Origin of the sequence: Clostridium sp. 1001283B150225_161107_B6 (assembly GCF_015556325.1) — a bacterium.
Lineage (GTDB): Bacteria > Bacillota > Clostridia > Lachnospirales > Lachnospiraceae > Enterocloster.
On sequence record NZ_JADNMD010000010.1, the window covers coordinates 111793 to 128430 of the forward strand.

The 16638-nt window shown below is 52.8% G+C and carries 15 protein-coding genes; 6 read left to right on the forward strand and 9 right to left on the reverse strand.

The annotated features are described in order from the left end of the window. Positions 1 to 34: 34 nt before the first annotated feature. Positions 35 to 2146 carry a M13 family metallopeptidase gene (locus I2H39_RS20635; RefSeq protein WP_195627416.1) on the reverse strand — a complete coding sequence of 704 codons (2112 nt, stop codon included), beginning with the start codon at positions 2144 to 2146 and terminating at the stop codon, positions 35 to 37. Positions 2147 to 2532: 386 nt separating this feature from the next. Between I2H39_RS20635 and I2H39_RS20640 the strand changes: the two genes are divergently transcribed. From I2H39_RS20640 to I2H39_RS29680, 3 genes are read left to right on the forward strand one after another with little or no spacing between them, the layout of a single operon-like run. Then, the gene (locus I2H39_RS20640; RefSeq protein ID WP_195627417.1) at positions 2533 to 3606 is read left to right on the forward strand and encodes an RNA ligase RtcB family protein; all 1074 of its coding nucleotides are present in this window, start codon (positions 2533 to 2535) and stop codon (positions 3604 to 3606) included. Positions 3607 to 3616: 10 nt separating this feature from the next. Then, entirely contained in the window at positions 3617 to 3811 is a 195-nt protein-coding gene (locus I2H39_RS29675) for a hypothetical protein (RefSeq protein ID WP_330641090.1), read from the forward strand. A 5-nt stretch (positions 3812 to 3816) separates the two neighbouring features. Next, positions 3817 to 4074, forward strand: a complete 258-nt coding sequence (locus I2H39_RS29680; protein WP_330641089.1) for a peptide chain release factor-like protein — start codon at positions 3817 to 3819, stop codon at positions 4072 to 4074. Here I2H39_RS29680 and I2H39_RS20650 read toward each other — a convergent pair. The 5 genes from I2H39_RS20650 to I2H39_RS20670 are packed head-to-tail and all read right to left on the reverse strand — an operon-like array spanning position 4071 to position 8818. Further along, complete coding sequence (locus I2H39_RS20650; protein WP_138306483.1) at positions 4071 to 4757, reverse strand: class II aldolase/adducin family protein; 687 nt, start codon at positions 4755 to 4757, stop codon at positions 4071 to 4073. The genes I2H39_RS29680 and I2H39_RS20650 overlap by 4 nt on opposite strands. Positions 4758 to 4779: 22 nt before the next feature. After that, positions 4780 to 6168: a GntP family permease gene (locus tag I2H39_RS20655; RefSeq protein ID WP_138306484.1), complete on the reverse strand. Its 1389-nt coding sequence runs from the start codon at positions 6166 to 6168 to the stop codon at positions 4780 to 4782. A gap of 12 nt (positions 6169 to 6180) precedes the next feature. Next, positions 6181 to 7401: a Tm-1-like ATP-binding domain-containing protein gene (locus I2H39_RS20660; RefSeq protein ID WP_195627418.1), complete on the reverse strand. Its 1221-nt coding sequence runs from the start codon at positions 7399 to 7401 to the stop codon at positions 6181 to 6183. 10 nt (positions 7402 to 7411) lie between these two features. Then, a complete protein-coding gene (locus I2H39_RS20665; RefSeq protein ID WP_138306486.1) occupies positions 7412 to 8209 on the reverse strand; it encodes an N-acyl homoserine lactonase family protein in 798 nt (265 codons plus the stop codon). A 12-nt stretch (positions 8210 to 8221) separates the two neighbouring features. Beyond that, the gene (locus I2H39_RS20670; RefSeq protein WP_138306487.1) at positions 8222 to 8818 is read right to left on the reverse strand and encodes a class II aldolase/adducin family protein; all 597 of its coding nucleotides are present in this window, start codon (positions 8816 to 8818) and stop codon (positions 8222 to 8224) included. A 236-nt stretch (positions 8819 to 9054) separates the two neighbouring features. On the opposite strand from I2H39_RS20670, the gene I2H39_RS20675 reads away from it, so the two are divergent. Further along, positions 9055 to 9771, forward strand: coding sequence for a FadR/GntR family transcriptional regulator (locus I2H39_RS20675; RefSeq protein WP_138306488.1), 717 nt, complete (start codon positions 9055 to 9057; stop codon positions 9769 to 9771). Here the strand turns inward: I2H39_RS20675 and I2H39_RS20680 are convergent. The 3 genes from I2H39_RS20680 to I2H39_RS20690 all read right to left on the reverse strand — a co-directional run bounded on the left by I2H39_RS20680 (position 9768) and on the right by I2H39_RS20690 (position 13884). Then, complete coding sequence (locus I2H39_RS20680) at positions 9768 to 10979, reverse strand: DUF3810 domain-containing protein (RefSeq protein WP_195627419.1); 1212 nt, start codon at positions 10977 to 10979, stop codon at positions 9768 to 9770. The two genes, I2H39_RS20675 and I2H39_RS20680, sit on opposite strands and share 4 nt — an antisense overlap. An 87-nt stretch (positions 10980 to 11066) precedes the next feature. Next, the gene (gene ytvI / locus I2H39_RS20685; protein ID WP_195627420.1) at positions 11067 to 12134 is read right to left on the reverse strand and encodes a sporulation integral membrane protein YtvI; all 1068 of its coding nucleotides are present in this window, start codon (positions 12132 to 12134) and stop codon (positions 11067 to 11069) included. Between the two features lie 178 nt (positions 12135 to 12312). Further along, on the reverse strand, positions 12313 to 13884 hold the full coding sequence (locus I2H39_RS20690) for a FeoB small GTPase domain-containing protein (protein ID WP_195627421.1): 1572 nt from the start codon (positions 13882 to 13884) through the stop codon (positions 12313 to 12315). A gap of 272 nt (positions 13885 to 14156) precedes the next feature. Between I2H39_RS20690 and I2H39_RS20695 the strand changes: the two genes are divergently transcribed. Beyond that, positions 14157 to 14552: a DUF6483 family protein gene (locus I2H39_RS20695; protein ID WP_195627422.1), complete on the forward strand. Its 396-nt coding sequence runs from the start codon at positions 14157 to 14159 to the stop codon at positions 14550 to 14552. A gap of 73 nt (positions 14553 to 14625) precedes the next feature. After that, positions 14626 to 16623, forward strand: coding sequence for a helicase-related protein (locus I2H39_RS20700; protein ID WP_195627423.1), 1998 nt, complete (start codon positions 14626 to 14628; stop codon positions 16621 to 16623). Positions 16624 to 16638: the final 15 nt, after the last annotated feature.

Consider the following 16638-nt stretch of genomic DNA (forward strand, 5'->3'; position numbering starts at 1 on the left):
TTTACAGGCATATGGACAGGCCCATAAAATTTTCCTACCAGATGTGAGGCCGGTCCTCCGGCCTGCGGTACATGCCGTCACCCTCCTTTACGCCAAAGGCAGCATAAAAGCCGTCGGTGGCGGACAGCACGGCGTTTACCCTGGTGATGCCCGGTGAATGGGTATCGTTGGTCATGATATAGGAAAGGTATTCATCCCTGTATTTGGTGGCCCATATGACACCGTAGGCGTGATACAGCTCCTTCAGGTCATAGCCCTTTTCCCGGGCTATTTCAGTGATGCAGGAAACGCCGCCCAGGTCAGCGATATTCTCCGTGACGCTCAGGGAGCCGTTTACTTTGATGCCGTTTACTTCCATGGTATCATAGTAGTCAATGACCTTTTGGGCCAGCTCCCTGAAACGCTGTTTATCCTGGGCGGTCCACCAATCCCGCAGGTTGCCCTTTTCATCATACTGGGAACCGCTTGTGTCAAAGGCATGGGTTATTTCATGGCCGATAACAGCTCCGATGCCTCCCAGATTAGTGACCGGCGCAGCCTCCGGGTCATAAAACGGGGCCTGAAGGATTCCGGCCGGAAATACGATTTCGTTGTTTCCGGGGTTGTAATAGGCGTTGACTGTCTGGGGAGTCATGCCCCATTCTTCCCGGTCCACCGGGTCATGCCGGGTCTTAAAGGCGTAATCCTGGGATGCCTTTAAAATATCCATGATATTGTCAATGTAGACCCCGCCCTCATCCGGTGTTTTCAGAGCAAGGCTGTACTTGTCCTGGGGCCATTCGTCGGGATACCCCACCTTGACCGTGATGGCCCTCAGCTTCTTCCTTGCCTCCTGGCGGGTGGATTCGGTCATCCAATCCATATGGGCAAGGCGGTTGTCATATACATCTATGATTTGCCGGATGATGGAGGCCGCATCCTGTTTGGCCTCCTCGTTAAAATAGGCATCACAAAATACACGGCCGCACTGGAAACCCAGTTTTTCCTGGACTGTTTCAGACACTGTCCGCTCAAACCCCTTTTTCTTTTTAATGCCTCCTGCTGCGGTCTGGTACTCCTGGGCAGCGGCCAGAGAGGCGGTGTCTGTTATCATGGACAGGTCTGAATAGAGACAGGTTTTCACATATTCTTTCAGCAGGGGAAGATTTTCTTCCCTGAGATAGCTTCCAAGCTTTATGCAGGCATCCGGCTGGGACACAACTGTTTTTTCATCTTCCTGTATGCCGAATATACTGTCCAGCAGGCTGAAGGGAAGGGCGCCGGAATACAGGTCCGCCGCCTGGGCGGCTGTGTACACATTGTATGTTTTTTCCGCATCATAGACTTCTTCTATTTTAAGGGCGGAGGATGCCAGCTCCTTCATCATATCCGTTACCCGGGCAACGGTTTCCTTTGCCTCATCAGGGCTCAGGCCGTTGATTTCATGGAGCTTTGCCAGATATTTTTTGTATTCCTCCACCCGCTTCTGGTTGGATGCATCTTCGGAAAACCAGACTTCCCTCCTGAGACCGGAATCCGGCTGTGCAAGACAGAGAACCTTTACTGCGGAGTCCCCGCTGTCACCGCCATAATACCAGCCCATAAGACTGGACAGACCCGTATCCCTCTGGAACCGGAGGCATGCGTTCAGAAGCTCCGCCACAGAGCCCGCTGCATCCACTTCCTTTCGAAAGGCTCCGGCCGTCCGGCCGTATCCCTCCCTGTCCCTGGTTTCCCTGTCAAGGCCGGTCAGGTTCAGAGCGCGTATGTTGTACAGGTCGCTGCCTGTCTCCTGCCCTGCCTGCCCTGCTGTGGATGAGGCCTGGCTTATCAGGTCATTTACCTTTATATAATTGTCCTCCCGCGCTTTCCTGAACCAGCTCATATCAGCCTGTTCATCCGGTATTTCCCAGCTTTCCAGGGTGGTATGGTTTACCGCGTCATAGAAATTATCCGTATAGTCTGCCGGACCTTCAGAGATTTGGCCGCTGTCAGGCTGCTTCTGGTTTTCCTGCTGATGGCCGGCCGGGCCGGCCGTGATTTGGGCCGGGCTTTCCGTCTCTGTTTGTGTCTGTCCCGGGCCGGAGCATCCGGTGATGGTTACGGCGGATGCCAAAGTAAGGGCCGTTAAGGCTATGGCTGTGCGGCATTTTCCTCTTCTCTTCATAAATTCCTCCTTGCTTGTTTGCGTTTCATACACAGCATTTAATATACCCCGGTATGTGCAATGATATAAAATATCGTTTTCAACGTCTTCCGGCAGGAATGGCTGGGCCTGTGAATATGGGATTGACATTTTGCCGGGTTACGATTATAGTATAATACAGAATACGGGGGAAGCAAATCCTTCATAAGAAAAGGAGTGGTTGTTATGTTGGCAGAGCGTAATGGCAGAACAGAGGTAAAAACAGTATAACAGAACCATAGGACAGGAAGCGGCATACTATGTTTTTTTGATGCGCACGGCTTGTTGTCGTGTTTTTTTGTACCCTTTTTTAGGGAAAATGACAGACGTATAAGGCCGCGCTGTCAGCTTATGAAGGAGAATTTAATTTGGAAAAAGAAAAATGCATATTAATCAGCAGCAGCAGGAATTGGGTGGAGCAGGCGGCAAAGGACCAGCTTTTGGCGGTGAGCCGGCTTCCGGGCGTGGTGAAGGCAGTGGGACTTCCGGACCTGCACCCCGGACGGATACCTGTGGGAACCGCTGTCCTGACCAGGGGAATCTTATATCCCCATCTCCTGGGAAATGATATTGGCTGCGGTATGAGTCTCTTTGACACAGGGATAAAGGAAAAGAAGTTCAGACAGGAAAAATGGGTATCCAGACTGGAGGCCATCCGGGAGCTGGAGGACATTCCATTTCCCAATCCATATGGGGAGGAGTGCCCCATACGGGATTTAGGGACCCTGGGCGGAGGAAATCACTTTGCAGAGTTTCAATGTGTGGAGCGGATTTATGATAAAGACGCGGCAGGGGACCTGGGACTTTGCACAGGCCGGATTCTGCTGCTAATCCATTGCGGCTCCAGGGGATACGGCCAGGATATCCTGTCGCGTTTCTTTGAGCCCGCGGGGCTGGAGGATGGCTCTGTTCGGGCGGAGGAGTATATGGCAGAGCATGACCGGGCTTTCATGTGGGCAGAGCGGAACCGGATGTCAGTGGCGGAAAAGCTGCTGACATGGCTGGGAAGCTCCTCTGAGCCGGGTCTGCTTATGGACAGCTGCCACAATTATCTGGAAAGGACGGAGGCCGGTCTTCTGCACAGGAAGGGCAGTGTATCGGCCCGTAAGGGGGCTGTGGTGATTCCGGGGTCCAGGGGGAGCCTGGCTTATGTATGTATCCCAAGGGAGGACACGGCTGTGTCATTAGATTCCTTATCCCATGGCGCAGGAAGAAAATGGGCCAGGAGTATCTGTAAAAGCCGTATAGACCAAAAGTACGACCGGTATTCCATCCGCTGCACAGGACTTAAGAGCCGGGTGGTCTGCCACGATACCAATCTGCTGTTTGCGGAGGCGCCGGAGGCATATAAAAATGTGGAACAGGTTATGGGAGTATTGCAGGAGTACGGACTGATAGATATAGCAGCCACCCTGCGCCCCCTGATTACCTTTAAGGGATAGGAGGGTGCCCATGAGAGTACAGATTAGTTCCGGCCAGGGGCCGGCGGAATGCGAGCTGGCCCCTGCCATGCTCTATGAAGAACTGAGAAGGGAAGCAGGGGATGTGCGCCTTGTGAGCTGTGTGCCCGGTAAGAAACCAGGATGCATGGCCTCTGTGGTGTTTGAGACGGACCGGGATTTAAGGGGGCTGGCGGGCAGCATGTAAATAAGGTGGAGACAGGGGTTCGGGCCATACACATACCCACGGGCACGGCCGTGGTGTCAACCCAGGCCAGGAGCCAGCATATGAATAAACAGATTGCCATGAACCGGCTGTGCTGCATACTGGCGGAGATGAACGCCCGGAACCGGCAGAAGGAAAAAAGCCTTGCGCGGATGGAACACGCAAGGCTGGAACGGGGGAATCCGGTCCGTGTCTATGAGGGGATGCGGTTTGTGAGGCGGTTTGAACATAGCCGGAACAATTAATTCTCCGGGGTTCCCCCTGTATGGATTCCCATTCCTTCCCGGATTTGCACCAGGCCGTCCAGGGCTTCCCCGGAGAGATACGGAACTTCGCGGCCCGTGATATGGGCCAGGATAAGAGAGCGGAACAGGATGCCGGCCTGGTGTTCCAGGGCCTCCATGCGGTAAAGGGCCTGGTAAAGGTCCTTTCCCCAGCTCAGGGCGCCGTGGTTGGCCAGCAGGACAGCGTTGTAGCGGCTGATAAAAGGCGCGATGCTGTCTGGTACGCCGTAGGTTCCGGGCTTGGCGTAAGGTGCAATCAGGATGTTGCCTGTTACCAGCACGGCTTCTGCCACAACCGGCTTTTTCATCTCCATTCCCATGACGGAAAAGCTGGTGGCAGCTGCCGGGTGAGCGTGGACCACGCCTGTTATATCGGGATTTTCCTGATAGACCCGCAGATGCATCTTTACTTCTGAGGATGGCTTTCCTCCGTCCAGGACCGTTCCGTCCAGATTCATTTTTACCAGTGCATCCGGATGCATGAACCCTTTGGAAACACCTGTGGGCGTCACCAGGATAGTGTTGTCATTGATTCTGCAGCTGATATTGCCGTCATTGGCAGCCACATAGCCTCTGTCATAGATACGTTTTCCCACATCCAGGACAGCCCTTCGGGCCTCCTGTTCAGATAAATAGTTATTCATTGTCATTTCCTCCGGATACGGTCTAACATCTCAGGCCCAGTGTTGCCAGCGCCACGATGACCAGTGCGGTGGCAATGGGAATAATCACGGAGGTCACAAACATATCCAGGTATCCCTCTTTATGGGTAATGCCGCACAGGGACAGGGTGGTCACAGTGGCCCCGTTGTGGGGAAGTGAGTCCAGGCCGCCGGAAGAGATGGAGGCAATCCTGTGCAGTACCTGGGGCCCGATTCCTATGCGGGCGCCCTGTTCCAGGAATGTGGGGGCAAGGGCTTCCAGGGTGGCGCCCAGTCCGCCGGAGGCAGATGCCGTCATGCCGCATAGCAGATTCACTGCCAGAACCTCAGTAATCAGAGGATTGGCTGATATGGAGAGAATGAAGGCCTGTACAATGGCAAAGATGGCCAGTCCCTTGATTACAGAGCCAAAGCCCACAACGGCACAGGAGTTAATAAGCGGCATCAGGGAATTGCCGGCAGCTGATTTCAGGTTGTCCTTCAATGCCTTAAAGCGGGGCAGGCCGGTTATAACCAGGTAAATAATGGCCACAAGCAGGGCGATGAGGACAGACCAGTTGCCGGAAACAGCACTGATTTTCGTGTTGTACTGCTCCAGATAAGCTGTGTTCACCCGGGGGTATATGACTTTGGAGCATAATAGGTTAACCGCTACAATCAGGAGGAAGGCAATGACCGGGTGGACAATGCCGGGAAGGTCGGATTCCGATATCTCCTTTTTCTCATCGTTATGGTCCCCGTAGCCCTCTTTTGCCTGTTTCGCCTTTTTGGCCCTGTAGTTAAGCCAGACCATGCCAAGAGAGAACATCATGACGGCTGCGATAATGCCCAGAACAGGGGCTGCAAACGCATCTGTACCAAAGTAGGTCATGGGGATGGTATTCTGCACCTGCGGAGACCCGGGAAGGGCTGTCATGGTAAAGGTAAATGCCCCAAGGGCAATGGAGCCGGGAATCAGCCGCTTGGGAATGTCGGCTGCCCTGAAAAGGGAGATGGCTATGGGAAGGACCACGAAGGTCACTACAAAGAGGGAAACGCCTCCGTATGTAAGCACTGCGCAGCAAAGCACAACTGCCAGTATGGCCCTGTCCTTTCCAAGTTTGCTGGCGATAAGGTGGGAGATGGCGTCTGCATATCCGCTGACCTCCATTAATTTTGCAAAGACTGCCCCGAATAAATACAAGGGAAAATAATTCCTTGCGTAGTTCGCGAAACCTGTCATGTAAACTTCGGTATAATTTGCCATGAGATGGGAATCAAAGCCGGCAGAAAAAATTACAGCTACCATGGCAACAATTGGTGCGATGATTATTACACTGTGTCCCTTAAAGGCCAGGTATACCAGCAGGAACAGAGCAAGGAACAAGCCGGCAACGCTTATGGTTGTAGTCATAAATCCACCCTCCTAAACAAGATTCATTATAGCTGCGGCAACCGCGCTCTGGCAGTTGTCTGAATTGATATTGCCCTCCACATCAATGATTGTTATATGCTGGTCCAGCAATGGTTTTATGGTGCTTATAAACGCCTTATCCACCTCCGGGTCATACATGGGGCCGCCCCTGGCTGCTGCCTCGCAGAAGCCTTCATCCGGCAGTATAAGGGTTACCGGGGCAGTGGTCCTGTTCAGGCGTTCAGCCAGAATACGGGCCAGCCTTACCGCCTCGTCCCTGTAAATCTTAGTGTGGGCAATACTTGAATTGTGATAGACCTTCTTTCGCCGGTCAATGTCATCCGGCAGTCCCCGCCCGTCCTCATCAATGAAGAAGTCAAGCATATCCAGGGCGCCGGGTACAACAACCATGGGAATATGGTGCTCAATGGCTGCCTGCAGCCGGTTATTTGCCCCGGTGCAGTATCCGCCCAGGACCTCGCAGGTCAGCTCATGAAGCGTCATGTCTGCAATCAGGTCAAAAGCGCCTTCCGCAATCAGCTTTTCCATGCAGCGTCCCCCTACGCCGTTTGCATGGAAGCAGGTTTTCTCATAGGTGTCGTCAGGCAGCAGGCGCAGCGCGCCCTCCACGCCTTTGGATGTGATGCCCAGCATTGTGGCGGCAATCTTTTTCCGGGTGTCGGGGACCACCTGCTTCTGATAATGAAGCATGCCCAGGGCGGCGTGGCAGACATTGTGAATCACGGTTTTGGTGGTATAATTGAGTCCGGAAATATCGGCAACCGTGTGGACAACCATGATATCCTTGTCCCCCACATACTGTTCCATGGTCCGTTTGCCGCAGGCCAGCGAGGAGGCTACGATTTTAGGAACCCCAAAGGGCAGGGATTTCATGGCGGCAGCGGCCATCCGGGCATTCTGGCCGCCTCCGATGGAGATGACGGCATCAAACAGCCCTTCCTCATACAAAGCCGGCATGGCGGCTGTCAGTGCCCTGGACATGGTTTCGATGCTCTGGGCCTTATCCAGGGGCCCGAATTCTTCCCAGGTCATCCCGCAGCGGGCCAGGATATCGGCAGGCCCCACCGCAGCGCCTGCATCCACCAGGGTTTTGGTGCTGATGTCAATTATGATTCCGCGGCCGCCCCATGACTCAATTTCATGTTTGGCATATAAGGTTTCCGGCAGCTTGGTGTCAAGGGAGGCGATGAGGGCAATTCTGTTATGTTCCATGGGACCTCCTTTATCTGCCGTACACTCTGTTGGATTCCACGATTTCAATCATCTCAGGAGCGTGTGTGGGAAGGATGAACTCCTGGCTTTTCGCCCGTTTCTTCAGTTCCACAATGCTGTTCCATTCATCCACAATATCTAAGAAACGTCCTGGCGGTGTGATGTCATAATGCATTTCCGGTACAGGCTTCAGGTTGTCATAGGTGAAGATAAGGTCGCCGCAGCAGTGGTACTGTCCCTCGCTGGTATTGACAACAACAGTCTGGTGGCCCACGGAATGGCCAGGCGTGGGATATACGCTGATACCGTCGAAAATCTCAGCCTCCCCGTCATAAAGTTTAAAATTCCTGCCGTCAAACTGGGGTTTGAGTCCCAGCACAGGATACTCATAGGATTTATAGTAGAGGGGAATGGGATTAACGGCAAACTCATATTCGGTTCTCTGGACATGAAGGGAGGCATTTACAAAACGGTCCAGATAATAGACATGGTCCCAGTGGAGATGGGTAAAGATAATGTCTGTTATCCCGCTGCACCTGACACCCAGCCGTTCCAGCTGTTCATAAACAGCATGGCCTTCGGGCTGTACGGAACCGGGATGATGGTATTTTCCTGCAATCTCCGTGTCAGACATTCCTGTGTCAATCATGATGTTTCTCCCCCCGCCCTGCACCAGGAAAACGGTGACGGGAAGCTTTACAAAGCCCTCCACATCATAAAATTTGTGTACGCTGTGGTGATATAAATACTGTCCCTTGCTTGTATTGGTGAATCCTGTATTAATGGGTGTAATGGTATAGTTTGTCATAGCGGTTCTCCTTTATTTTCTGAGTTTTTTCTGCTCCCACGCAATCATGGCGGTTTCTTCAATCAGCTCTGCAATCTGCCCTGCCTTCACTGCGCTGGAGGATATGGCAACAATGCCGTGTCCCTTTAAGATAATGGCCGCTGTCTCCGGTTCTGAATCCAGCACCTTAAATACCTTGGGAAGCTCCTCCCGGGTTACGGCCTGTGTGGCAACGTCCACTATCCTGACCGGTTTTTTCAGCTTGAGCTGGGAATGGAGGGTGATTAACTCCAGCTGTCTGTCATTCAGTGATATAAGGATGGAATAGGGGCTGTGGGTATGGACAATGCCCCCTATTTTAGGGTATCTGGCATACAGACTGCCGTGAAGGGTGGACTCCCTGGTGGGTTTATACAGACCCTCCTGCAGGTCGCCCTGGAAGTCGGTTATGGTTATGTTTCCCTCGCTGCACTGCCCGTAGGAAAAACCGCTGGGCTTGACAATCATCAGGTCAGTGCCCGGAATCCTGACACTCAGGTTTCCGCCGGTTCCGGTTTGAATCCCGCTCTCATAGGTGCGGGAAGCGGCAGCTAGGAAATCATCTTTTGCTTTTAAAAATTCCCTGTACATCGTATCTCCTTTTCATATGGTTTCGCGCGCTTTTTATACCAAAAGCATATATATTTTTGTATAAAAAATCAATATAATAAAGATAAAAAGACCATAAGATATATAAGTTATACAAAATAAAACGAAATATTGGTATAAAATTTAAAAATTGGTATGAAAATTAGGGAAGGGGTGGTATAATATATACCAAAATACACCGATGCGGGATGGAGAACATACCGGGAGGGGAGGAAAAGATGGCAAGACAAAAACTGAGTGAGGTTATATTAGAGGATTTAAAGAAGAAAATATTGACTGGAGAGTACCGGACGAATCAGAAGCTGCCCACGGAGCGGGAGCTGGCAGAATATTATGATACCAGCCGTATTCCGGTGAGGGAAGCCTTAAGGCAGCTGGCAGATGCCGGGATTGTGAGGACATCAGCGGGTTCCGGGACAGTGGTGATATCCTCCGGCAGCACCCTGTCCGATACTTCCTATGGAACGCCCTTTATGGAAAATGTTACGGTATTAAAGGAGACTATAATTTTAAGAAGACTGATTGAGTCCCAGGCGGCCAGAGAGGCGGCCCTGAACCGGTCGGCGGATGACATAAAAGAGCTGCAGAATGCACTGTTTGACAGCATTAACCAGATACGCAAGCTGAAGGCAAAGGAGAACAATTCATTTTTTGAGGCAGACGCCTGGTTTCATAAGGCCATAGCAAAGGCATCCCACAACCGGTTTCTTGTGGAATGCCTGGACGCCATTCCCTATATCACCGCCAACCATCAGTTTCTTTCCCTTAAATACACGACTCCCAGGGATGAGGTGGTGTCATACCATACACAGATATATGAGAATATTCTGGATATGAATGGAGAGCGCGCCTATGAATCCATGTACAACCATCTGTACCGGGTGGAGACGCTGATGATGAACCATAAAGAGGAGGTGGGGGAGGATTTGTCCTAATCCTCCCTTAGCTGTTCCTTGTAATATGCCAGCATCAGGTCCACCATCCGCCCATAGCTGCGAACGCCGTCCTCCTGGCTGTGGGCCTTAAGATACCTGTCATTCATCTGTGTGGAGGCCTGGGCCACCGGGCCTTCAAAGCGCTCCCAGAACTGGTTGTTCCAATCCAGGTCCCGGACTGCCTGGGGTGACAGCTTTGTATAGAGGTCATAATAGCTGTCCGGGTCCACCCTGGCCAGAGCATTGCCGGCATAGACCCAGCCGGTCAGGTAGCCGCTGTAGCGGAAGTCCGGGGAATCGGAGCCGATACATGCCAGATATCCGATGAAGTTGGCCTCATCCTCACGCATAAAGCCTTTCAGATGGGACAGCTCATGGCAGATGGTATGCGGGATGTTATAGTAGGGCATTTCCCTGTTGTAGTTCGCCTCTATGGTAAAGGGAGAGTAAATGCCGCAGAGCTGCTGTACGGACAGCAGTCTGGAATTGATAAGGGGCTTGGGATAGGGATAATATCCAGCCAGCTGGGGATAGGAATCACCCAGCCGAATCATGGCCGCCCTGCCGTCCTTTCCCAGTCTGGAAAGCTCTCTGGCCGAAGGGGCGGGGGTAGCCTCTGTCTGCCCCGGATACAGGCCGTCCAGGTAATCCCCGGAATGGTCTGTTTCCGGCAGGGTGCGGTTGATTTGGTTTGTAAGATAACGGCACAGCGCCAGCAGCTCTTCTGTGGAGGATTTTTCCGGGGCAATTCCCGCCTCATAGGAAAAGGGGGTGCGGTAATAGTTGATTCCGCAGTTTACCGTGAAGATACATAACAGGGCGGAGCAGAGAAAAAAGGCACGGGAAAGCAGCACAAGAGGCTGTCTGATATGGAGAACCAGATAATAGAGGCAGAACAGGCAGAGGGAATACAGCCCGGCTTCGGACAGGGAAAATGGAAACAGGCTGCAGAACCGTCCAATGGTACCGGCCAGAATGGGGTACACGGTGACGGAATAAAACTGGGCAAAGCCGGGCACTGTCCGGGCACAAAGTCCCAGCAGACCGGAGACAGCGGCCAGAACCAGGCCGGCTGTGAAGGCCCGAAGGGGGCGGCATTCTGAAGCGGCATTTTTAGGGGCAGGGGGCCCCGGACTTTGTGCTTTCTCTGCGGTTTCGGAGGAAACCGCCGGTGAAAACCTGGCTGTAAGGTTATGGAAGAACTTCATATACATCACCTGCCTTTGGGGTATGGTTGTGTTCCTGCCTGGAGGGACGCTGCGGCTGGGGATAGTACGGCTTAGGAAAGCGCCGGGTTAAGCTTGTTCCCGGGAGGGATGGGCAGTGCCGCTGCGCAGTTCTGCCAGAATGGCGGCGGCTATGGGAAACAGGAAGATACCGGTCAGGCCCAGCAGTTTGCCGCCTGCAAATATGCACAGCAGGGTGGCTGCAGGGGAAAGGCCCATCTGAAGGCCGATGAGTTTCGGCTCCAGGGTCTGGCGGACCACTGCTATGAGCAGATACAGGCACACAAGACCCAGGGCCAGGCTTTTGGAACCGGTCATCCAGGCTATGAACGCCCAGGGAAGAAGCACGGTGCCCGTGCCCAGCACCGGCAGAATATCCACCAGCGAGGTGATGCAGGCCAGGGTGAAGCCTGCCGGAATGCCAAGGACCAGGAATCCGATATAAAGTTCCGTAAATGTCAGAAGCATCAAAAGCGCATAAGCCCTCAGAAGCCGGCAGGCAACATCCCTTACATGGAGGAATATCTGCAGGAGCATCTGCCGTCTGCCGTCCGGAATCTGGCACAGCAGGAAATCCAGTGTCTCCCTGTAGCTGCCTGTCAGGAAAAATGAGGCTATTACGGCGATGATGAAATCAAGGAACAGGGAGGGAATGCCGCTTATGGCAGAGGCGCCCCAGCCAAGCAGTGCGGAGGAGATGCCCATGGAGGCGTTCTCCATGAAATGCTCCAGGCTTTGCCCCAGGGCGGATATGTGGATGCTGTGGCCTGGGAAGCTGTTCTCCAGTAAGGAAAAGAAATGGGACAGGCCTGGCTCAATGGTCTGGCTGTAGATGCCGGGCAGTTTTTTTGCCTGCTCCTGGATGGAGGCCAGAACGTGGCTGCCGGACACGCACATGATTGTCAGGATGGAACCATAAAAAACCACCAGCACCGCGGCGGCGGCCGCTCCCTTTCCGCCCCTCATGCGTCTGTCCAGAAAGCACACTGCCGGTTCCAGCATGGCTGCAATGGCCATGGCTGCCATGAAGGGAATCAGTATGGGAAGGAGTTTTTTTAACCCTATATAGCAGAGCACACCTATGATTCCAAAGTAAATAAAACTGATGATGAACGTCCTGCGTTTTTGAATGTCCATGATATGTATCCTGTTGTTTGCTTAGTTCCATTATAGGCTCAGGAAACCGGTCAGTCAAGAAAGAATCCCCAGAAAATGGGGGACATGCACTGGAATATATTTCCGGGGCAGGGCCATGTTCCGGGGAAGGGCTTACAGGAGGAATAGAGATTGCCGGGAAGTGCCGAAAACGCGGGTGTCAGCCGGATATCCTTCCCGTCAGAGCTATGAGTACGCACAGAATGATGCCAAAAATAAAGATCAGCAGCCTCCCCATAAACAGGGCAGGAATAGGACCGGACCTTCTGCGCAGCATCAGACAGGCAGCGAGGCTTGGAAAGCGGGTCAGGGCCATGAGACAGGTGCACAGGACTGTGCGCCAGGTCCAGCCATGATTTGCCAGCATCTGTCCAAGCATGAATGGGGATGGGTGGGAAGGGATATTTCCTGTGCTTAGATACATCATCATCATGGTGGGAATTGTCATTCCATGGGAAAAAATCCCCAGGATAAAGGCGGCCAGTATGGTGCCGTCCAGGCCAAGGAGCCGGGCCGGATTGTCAAGAAGATGTATAATACCCTCTAACAGGCTCCTGCCGTACATGCCCGGGGACAGGAATACAGGATAAGAGGTTTCCGGTCCCCCGTATGCCATGCTGCCGAGAAACCAAATAAGTATACCGGCCGGGACAGCCGCGGTTATGGCCCTGTCAAGAATGGGAATGGTATGGTCCGCGGTACAGGAGAGGATGGTGGAACATATGCTGTATGGTTTATAATGACTGGCGGTATCACAGGATGTTTCATTAAAAAGTTCTGTCACCAGGTCTGACAGGTATGCGGCCCAGGGAAACCATCCGGTCCTGCCCAATAATCCCAGCAGGGGAAACAGCAGAAAAAGAGGGGCAAGCAGCAACAGTATGGTGCATGACACTGCGCGGAATGCACCATGGATGATGGGTCCGGTCAGCCAGGACGGTATTGCGGACCATTCAGCCCATGCGGCCAGAATGGTTTCTGCATCAAAAAATAGCGGCCAGAAACAGTCCATGAGCTGGACAGACAGACAGGCTGTAAATCCAAACAAGCACAAAAGCAGAAATGCTCCGCCTATTCTTCCGGCCCATTGTGTTCCCGGACTTATATTACATGGCCTTCCATAGGATGGTTCCTTTCCGGCTGCCATACACTCATGGGCAAGGCGGCAGGGGGAAAAGTCCAGGCAGTCATAGAGAAAGTCGTGTTTGCGATGAGGCTGAAGGGCATAGTGAAGGGCTGCTTTTAGGTCATCCATTTGTTCCCTTCCGTATCCGTGGAGGGGGACTACCGGAATCTGGAGTACATCGTGAAGCAGGGAGAAATCAATACGGATACCCTGCCGTCTGGCTTCTTCGCAGCGGCTGACGCACAGTACTACCGGAATGGAGGAATCCCTGACCGGGCCCAGACTCAGGATTTCTTTTAAAAGCCCAAGAAGTATTTCCAGATGAAGCGCATGGCCTGTTACCAGGATGGCATCCGGATTTCCGGAGCAGAGGTAGGTGGCAGTGCGGTTGGCTGCCTCTGACGGGGAACTGAGGGACGGGATGCCGGGAAGGTTCACCGCCTTATAGCAGCGGCTGTCATATAGAAAGTCACCGCAGGGGCAGGACATGTCCCGCGTACAGGAATGTTTAACGGAGCCTCTTTGGGCGGTGAGCTTTTTAAATAGGACCTCCTTGCCTGCCTGTTCATTACCGGTAAAAGCGATGATAAAATGTGGGTGTTCCATCCAGTCACTCCTGAAATATAAAATCTGCCTAGGGGCGGGCAGATTGGGTCTTAGGATAGCGTATGTGCCGTAAAACCTTTGGTGCATGGCAGCCAGGTCCCTATCTGCTGCTGGTTCATTATTGTGGCAACAGACTGCTTGACGGAGGAAAGGTTATCAACTATACTAAGTTTAAATGTGCAAAAAACAGAAACCTTCAGGGAATCAGCGGATATATGCCGGGGTTGGGGCAAGGTTTCCGGACATAAACTAAATTCAGGAGATGAAGCGATATGGGATATCAGGACGATTACGTTATGAGGACAATCAGCGATTTGGTGAGGGCCATTGCCAGGCTGGTTCTTGGTAAGAACGACATTGATTATGACCTTCCGGAGGATGAGGACAAGTACACGGACCTTGACCGGGTATACAGAAGGCTTAAGGACCTGGTGGATGAGGGGAACATCAATGATGCGGAGAACCTTCTTACCGATGAGCTGGATACGGACAGTCTGGATTGTCTGGAGATGGCCCTTACATTTTATATGTACCTTAACCAGCTGAATGATGAGGAACTCTACACCGCCAATTATTCACGGGAAGAAATCGTGGATGGAATCAACAGTGTGTGCGCAGAATATGGTATATCGGGATTTGAGCATTTTGTAGACACAACCATGGTATAATGTGCTGCCAGACGGATATGGAATCATATGCGTCTGGCTGCTTTTGCGAATATTTGGAAGAAAGAGGAAAACCATGGAGATAAAAAAGGAGTGCGAGCAGTATCTGGCGGAATATTACCAGGACCTGTTTTTTGGAAATGCAAACAAACGCTACCGGGCCATGACAGGCGCCGAACTCAGGAAACGCCTGATGCGGTTGACCGAGGCCAACCTGAAGCCGCTGGTGAAGTCCAATGAACTCAGTGATGTCCACGCCATGCTGTCAAAGGTATGCGCCTATCTCATGCGCAAGGAGGGGCATCTGACAGGGCCTGCCCTGGAGCAGTGGGAGTCCAGCTGCCGCCAGATGAATGAATTCTGCGAGGCTCTGGCAAGAAAGGACCTGGAATACGTCAACGGCCTGTCCCTTGAGGATTTGGAGCAGGTGCTTAGGATGCAGGGAATCCGCCGTTACCTTCTGACAAATTCACTGGAGAGGGCGTATCAGTTGTTTTATATTCCCAAAACCATTAAGCGGGGAATCCTGGAGTCCGTGAAACAGAAGCCGGAGCAGGAATATCCGGGAGCCAGGGAGATGAAGCGCAAATTCATTCTTCATGTGGGTCCCACCAACAGCGGAAAGACCCATGACGCCCTGGAACGGCTGAAGGAGTGCAGGCACGGTGCTTACTTCGGCCCCTTAAGGCTGCTGGCCCTGGAGGTCTATGACAAGCTCAATACAGAGGGCCTGTCCTGTTCCATGGTCACGGGCGAGGAGACATTGGAGGTGCCGGGAGCTGTCTGCCAGTCCTGCACCGTGGAGATGTTAAATGACCATGAATATTTCGATATTGTGGTGGTGGATGAATGCCAGATGATAGCCGACCCCTACCGCGGGCATAACTGGACCAGGGCAGTGCTGGGGCTCAGGGCAGAGGAAATCCACCTGTGCATGGCCCCGGAGGCAGAGGATATTGTGGTGCAGATGATTAAGCGGTGCGGCGACCAGTACAGGGTTGTGCGCCACAAGAGAAATACCCGCCTTACCATGGAGAAAAAGCCATATAATTTGAAGCGTGATTTAAAAAAGGGAGACGCCCTTATTGTGTTCTCCAAGAAATCAGTGCTGGCCCTGGCAGCCCATCTGGAGAACCAGGGCGTCCACTGCAGCGTTATATACGGAAGCCTGCCCCCTGCCACCCGCCGTGAGCAGGTGCGCAGGTTCCTGGCCAGGGAGACGGAGGTGGTGGTCAGCACCGACGCCATCGGCATGGGATTAAACCTGCCCATACGCAGAATCGTGTTCGTGGAAACGCGCAAGTTTGACGGGGTCAACAAGCGGACCCTGAACCCGGAGGAGATAAAGCAGATTGCGGGGCGGGCCGGAAGATACGGTCTTTATGACGAGGGATTCGTGGCTGCCATCGACGAGGCAGAGGTCATTGAGGACGGGCTCTCCAGGATGCCCATGCCTATTATGAAGGCATATGTGGGATTTCCGGAGCAGCTCCTTAACCTGCCTGCTGAGATTGATACCCTGGTTAAGATATGGGCCGGCATGGATACGCCTTCCATCTATGAGAAGATGGAGGTGGACGAGCTGCTGGCTCTGTATATGAGTTTTGAGCATGTACACCGGGATGATATGGGGGAATTCACCCGGCAGGAAATATATAAGCTCATTACCTGCTCCATTGACATAGACAATAAGATGGTTATGGACCTGTGGAAGGATTACTGCAGGGAGTACCGGGATGTGGCGGAACTGGAATTCCCTTACAGTCCCGGAGATGACCTGTATGATTTGGAGAGCTACTATAAGATGCTGGACCTTTATTTCCAGTTTTCCAGAAAGGTGGGTCTTCCTGTACAGGCTGAAAACCTGGCTGAGGAGAGGCGTAGGACAGAGGAGGAAATCAGCCGCATTTTAAAGACAGAATGTGCCAGCTACACCCGCAAATGTTCAGCCTGCGGCAAGGAGCTGTCATGGGATTACCCGTTCTCTGTCTGCGAACGGTGTTTTGAGAGGGGTAAGATAAGCCGGGGGCACGGCCGTCCAGGCCGGAGGCCCACGGCAGGAAACAGAGTGTGAAACAAGTGAACAACA

What these genes read in the sequence shown, in the direction of transcription:
- I2H39_RS20635 (WP_195627416.1), bottom strand. Translation starts at nt 2,146, where the DNA reads ATGAAGAGAAGAGGAAAATGCCGCACAGCCATAGCCTTAACGGCCCTT.
- I2H39_RS29675 (WP_330641090.1), top strand. Translation starts at nt 3,617, where the DNA reads ATGAGAGTACAGATTAGTTCCGGCCAGGGGCCGGCGGAATGCGAGCTG.
- I2H39_RS20650 (WP_138306483.1), bottom strand. Translation starts at nt 4,757, where the DNA reads ATGAATAACTATTTATCTGAACAGGAGGCCCGAAGGGCTGTCCTGGAT.
- I2H39_RS20655 (WP_138306484.1), bottom strand. Translation starts at nt 6,168, where the DNA reads ATGACTACAACCATAAGCGTTGCCGGCTTGTTCCTTGCTCTGTTCCTG.
- I2H39_RS20660 (WP_195627418.1), bottom strand. Translation starts at nt 7,401, where the DNA reads ATGGAACATAACAGAATTGCCCTCATCGCCTCCCTTGACACCAAGCTG.
- I2H39_RS20665 (WP_138306486.1), bottom strand. Translation starts at nt 8,209, where the DNA reads ATGACAAACTATACCATTACACCCATTAATACAGGATTCACCAATACA.
- I2H39_RS20670 (WP_138306487.1), bottom strand. Translation starts at nt 8,818, where the DNA reads ATGTACAGGGAATTTTTAAAAGCAAAAGATGATTTCCTAGCTGCCGCT.
- I2H39_RS20675 (WP_138306488.1), top strand. Translation starts at nt 9,055, where the DNA reads ATGGCAAGACAAAAACTGAGTGAGGTTATATTAGAGGATTTAAAGAAG.
- I2H39_RS20680 (WP_195627419.1), bottom strand. Translation starts at nt 10,979, where the DNA reads ATGAAGTTCTTCCATAACCTTACAGCCAGGTTTTCACCGGCGGTTTCC.
- ytvI (WP_195627420.1), bottom strand. Translation starts at nt 12,134, where the DNA reads ATGGACATTCAAAAACGCAGGACGTTCATCATCAGTTTTATTTACTTT.
- I2H39_RS20690 (WP_195627421.1), bottom strand. Translation starts at nt 13,884, where the DNA reads ATGGAACACCCACATTTTATCATCGCTTTTACCGGTAATGAACAGGCA.
- I2H39_RS20695 (WP_195627422.1), top strand. Translation starts at nt 14,157, where the DNA reads ATGGGATATCAGGACGATTACGTTATGAGGACAATCAGCGATTTGGTG.
- I2H39_RS20700 (WP_195627423.1), top strand. Translation starts at nt 14,626, where the DNA reads ATGGAGATAAAAAAGGAGTGCGAGCAGTATCTGGCGGAATATTACCAG.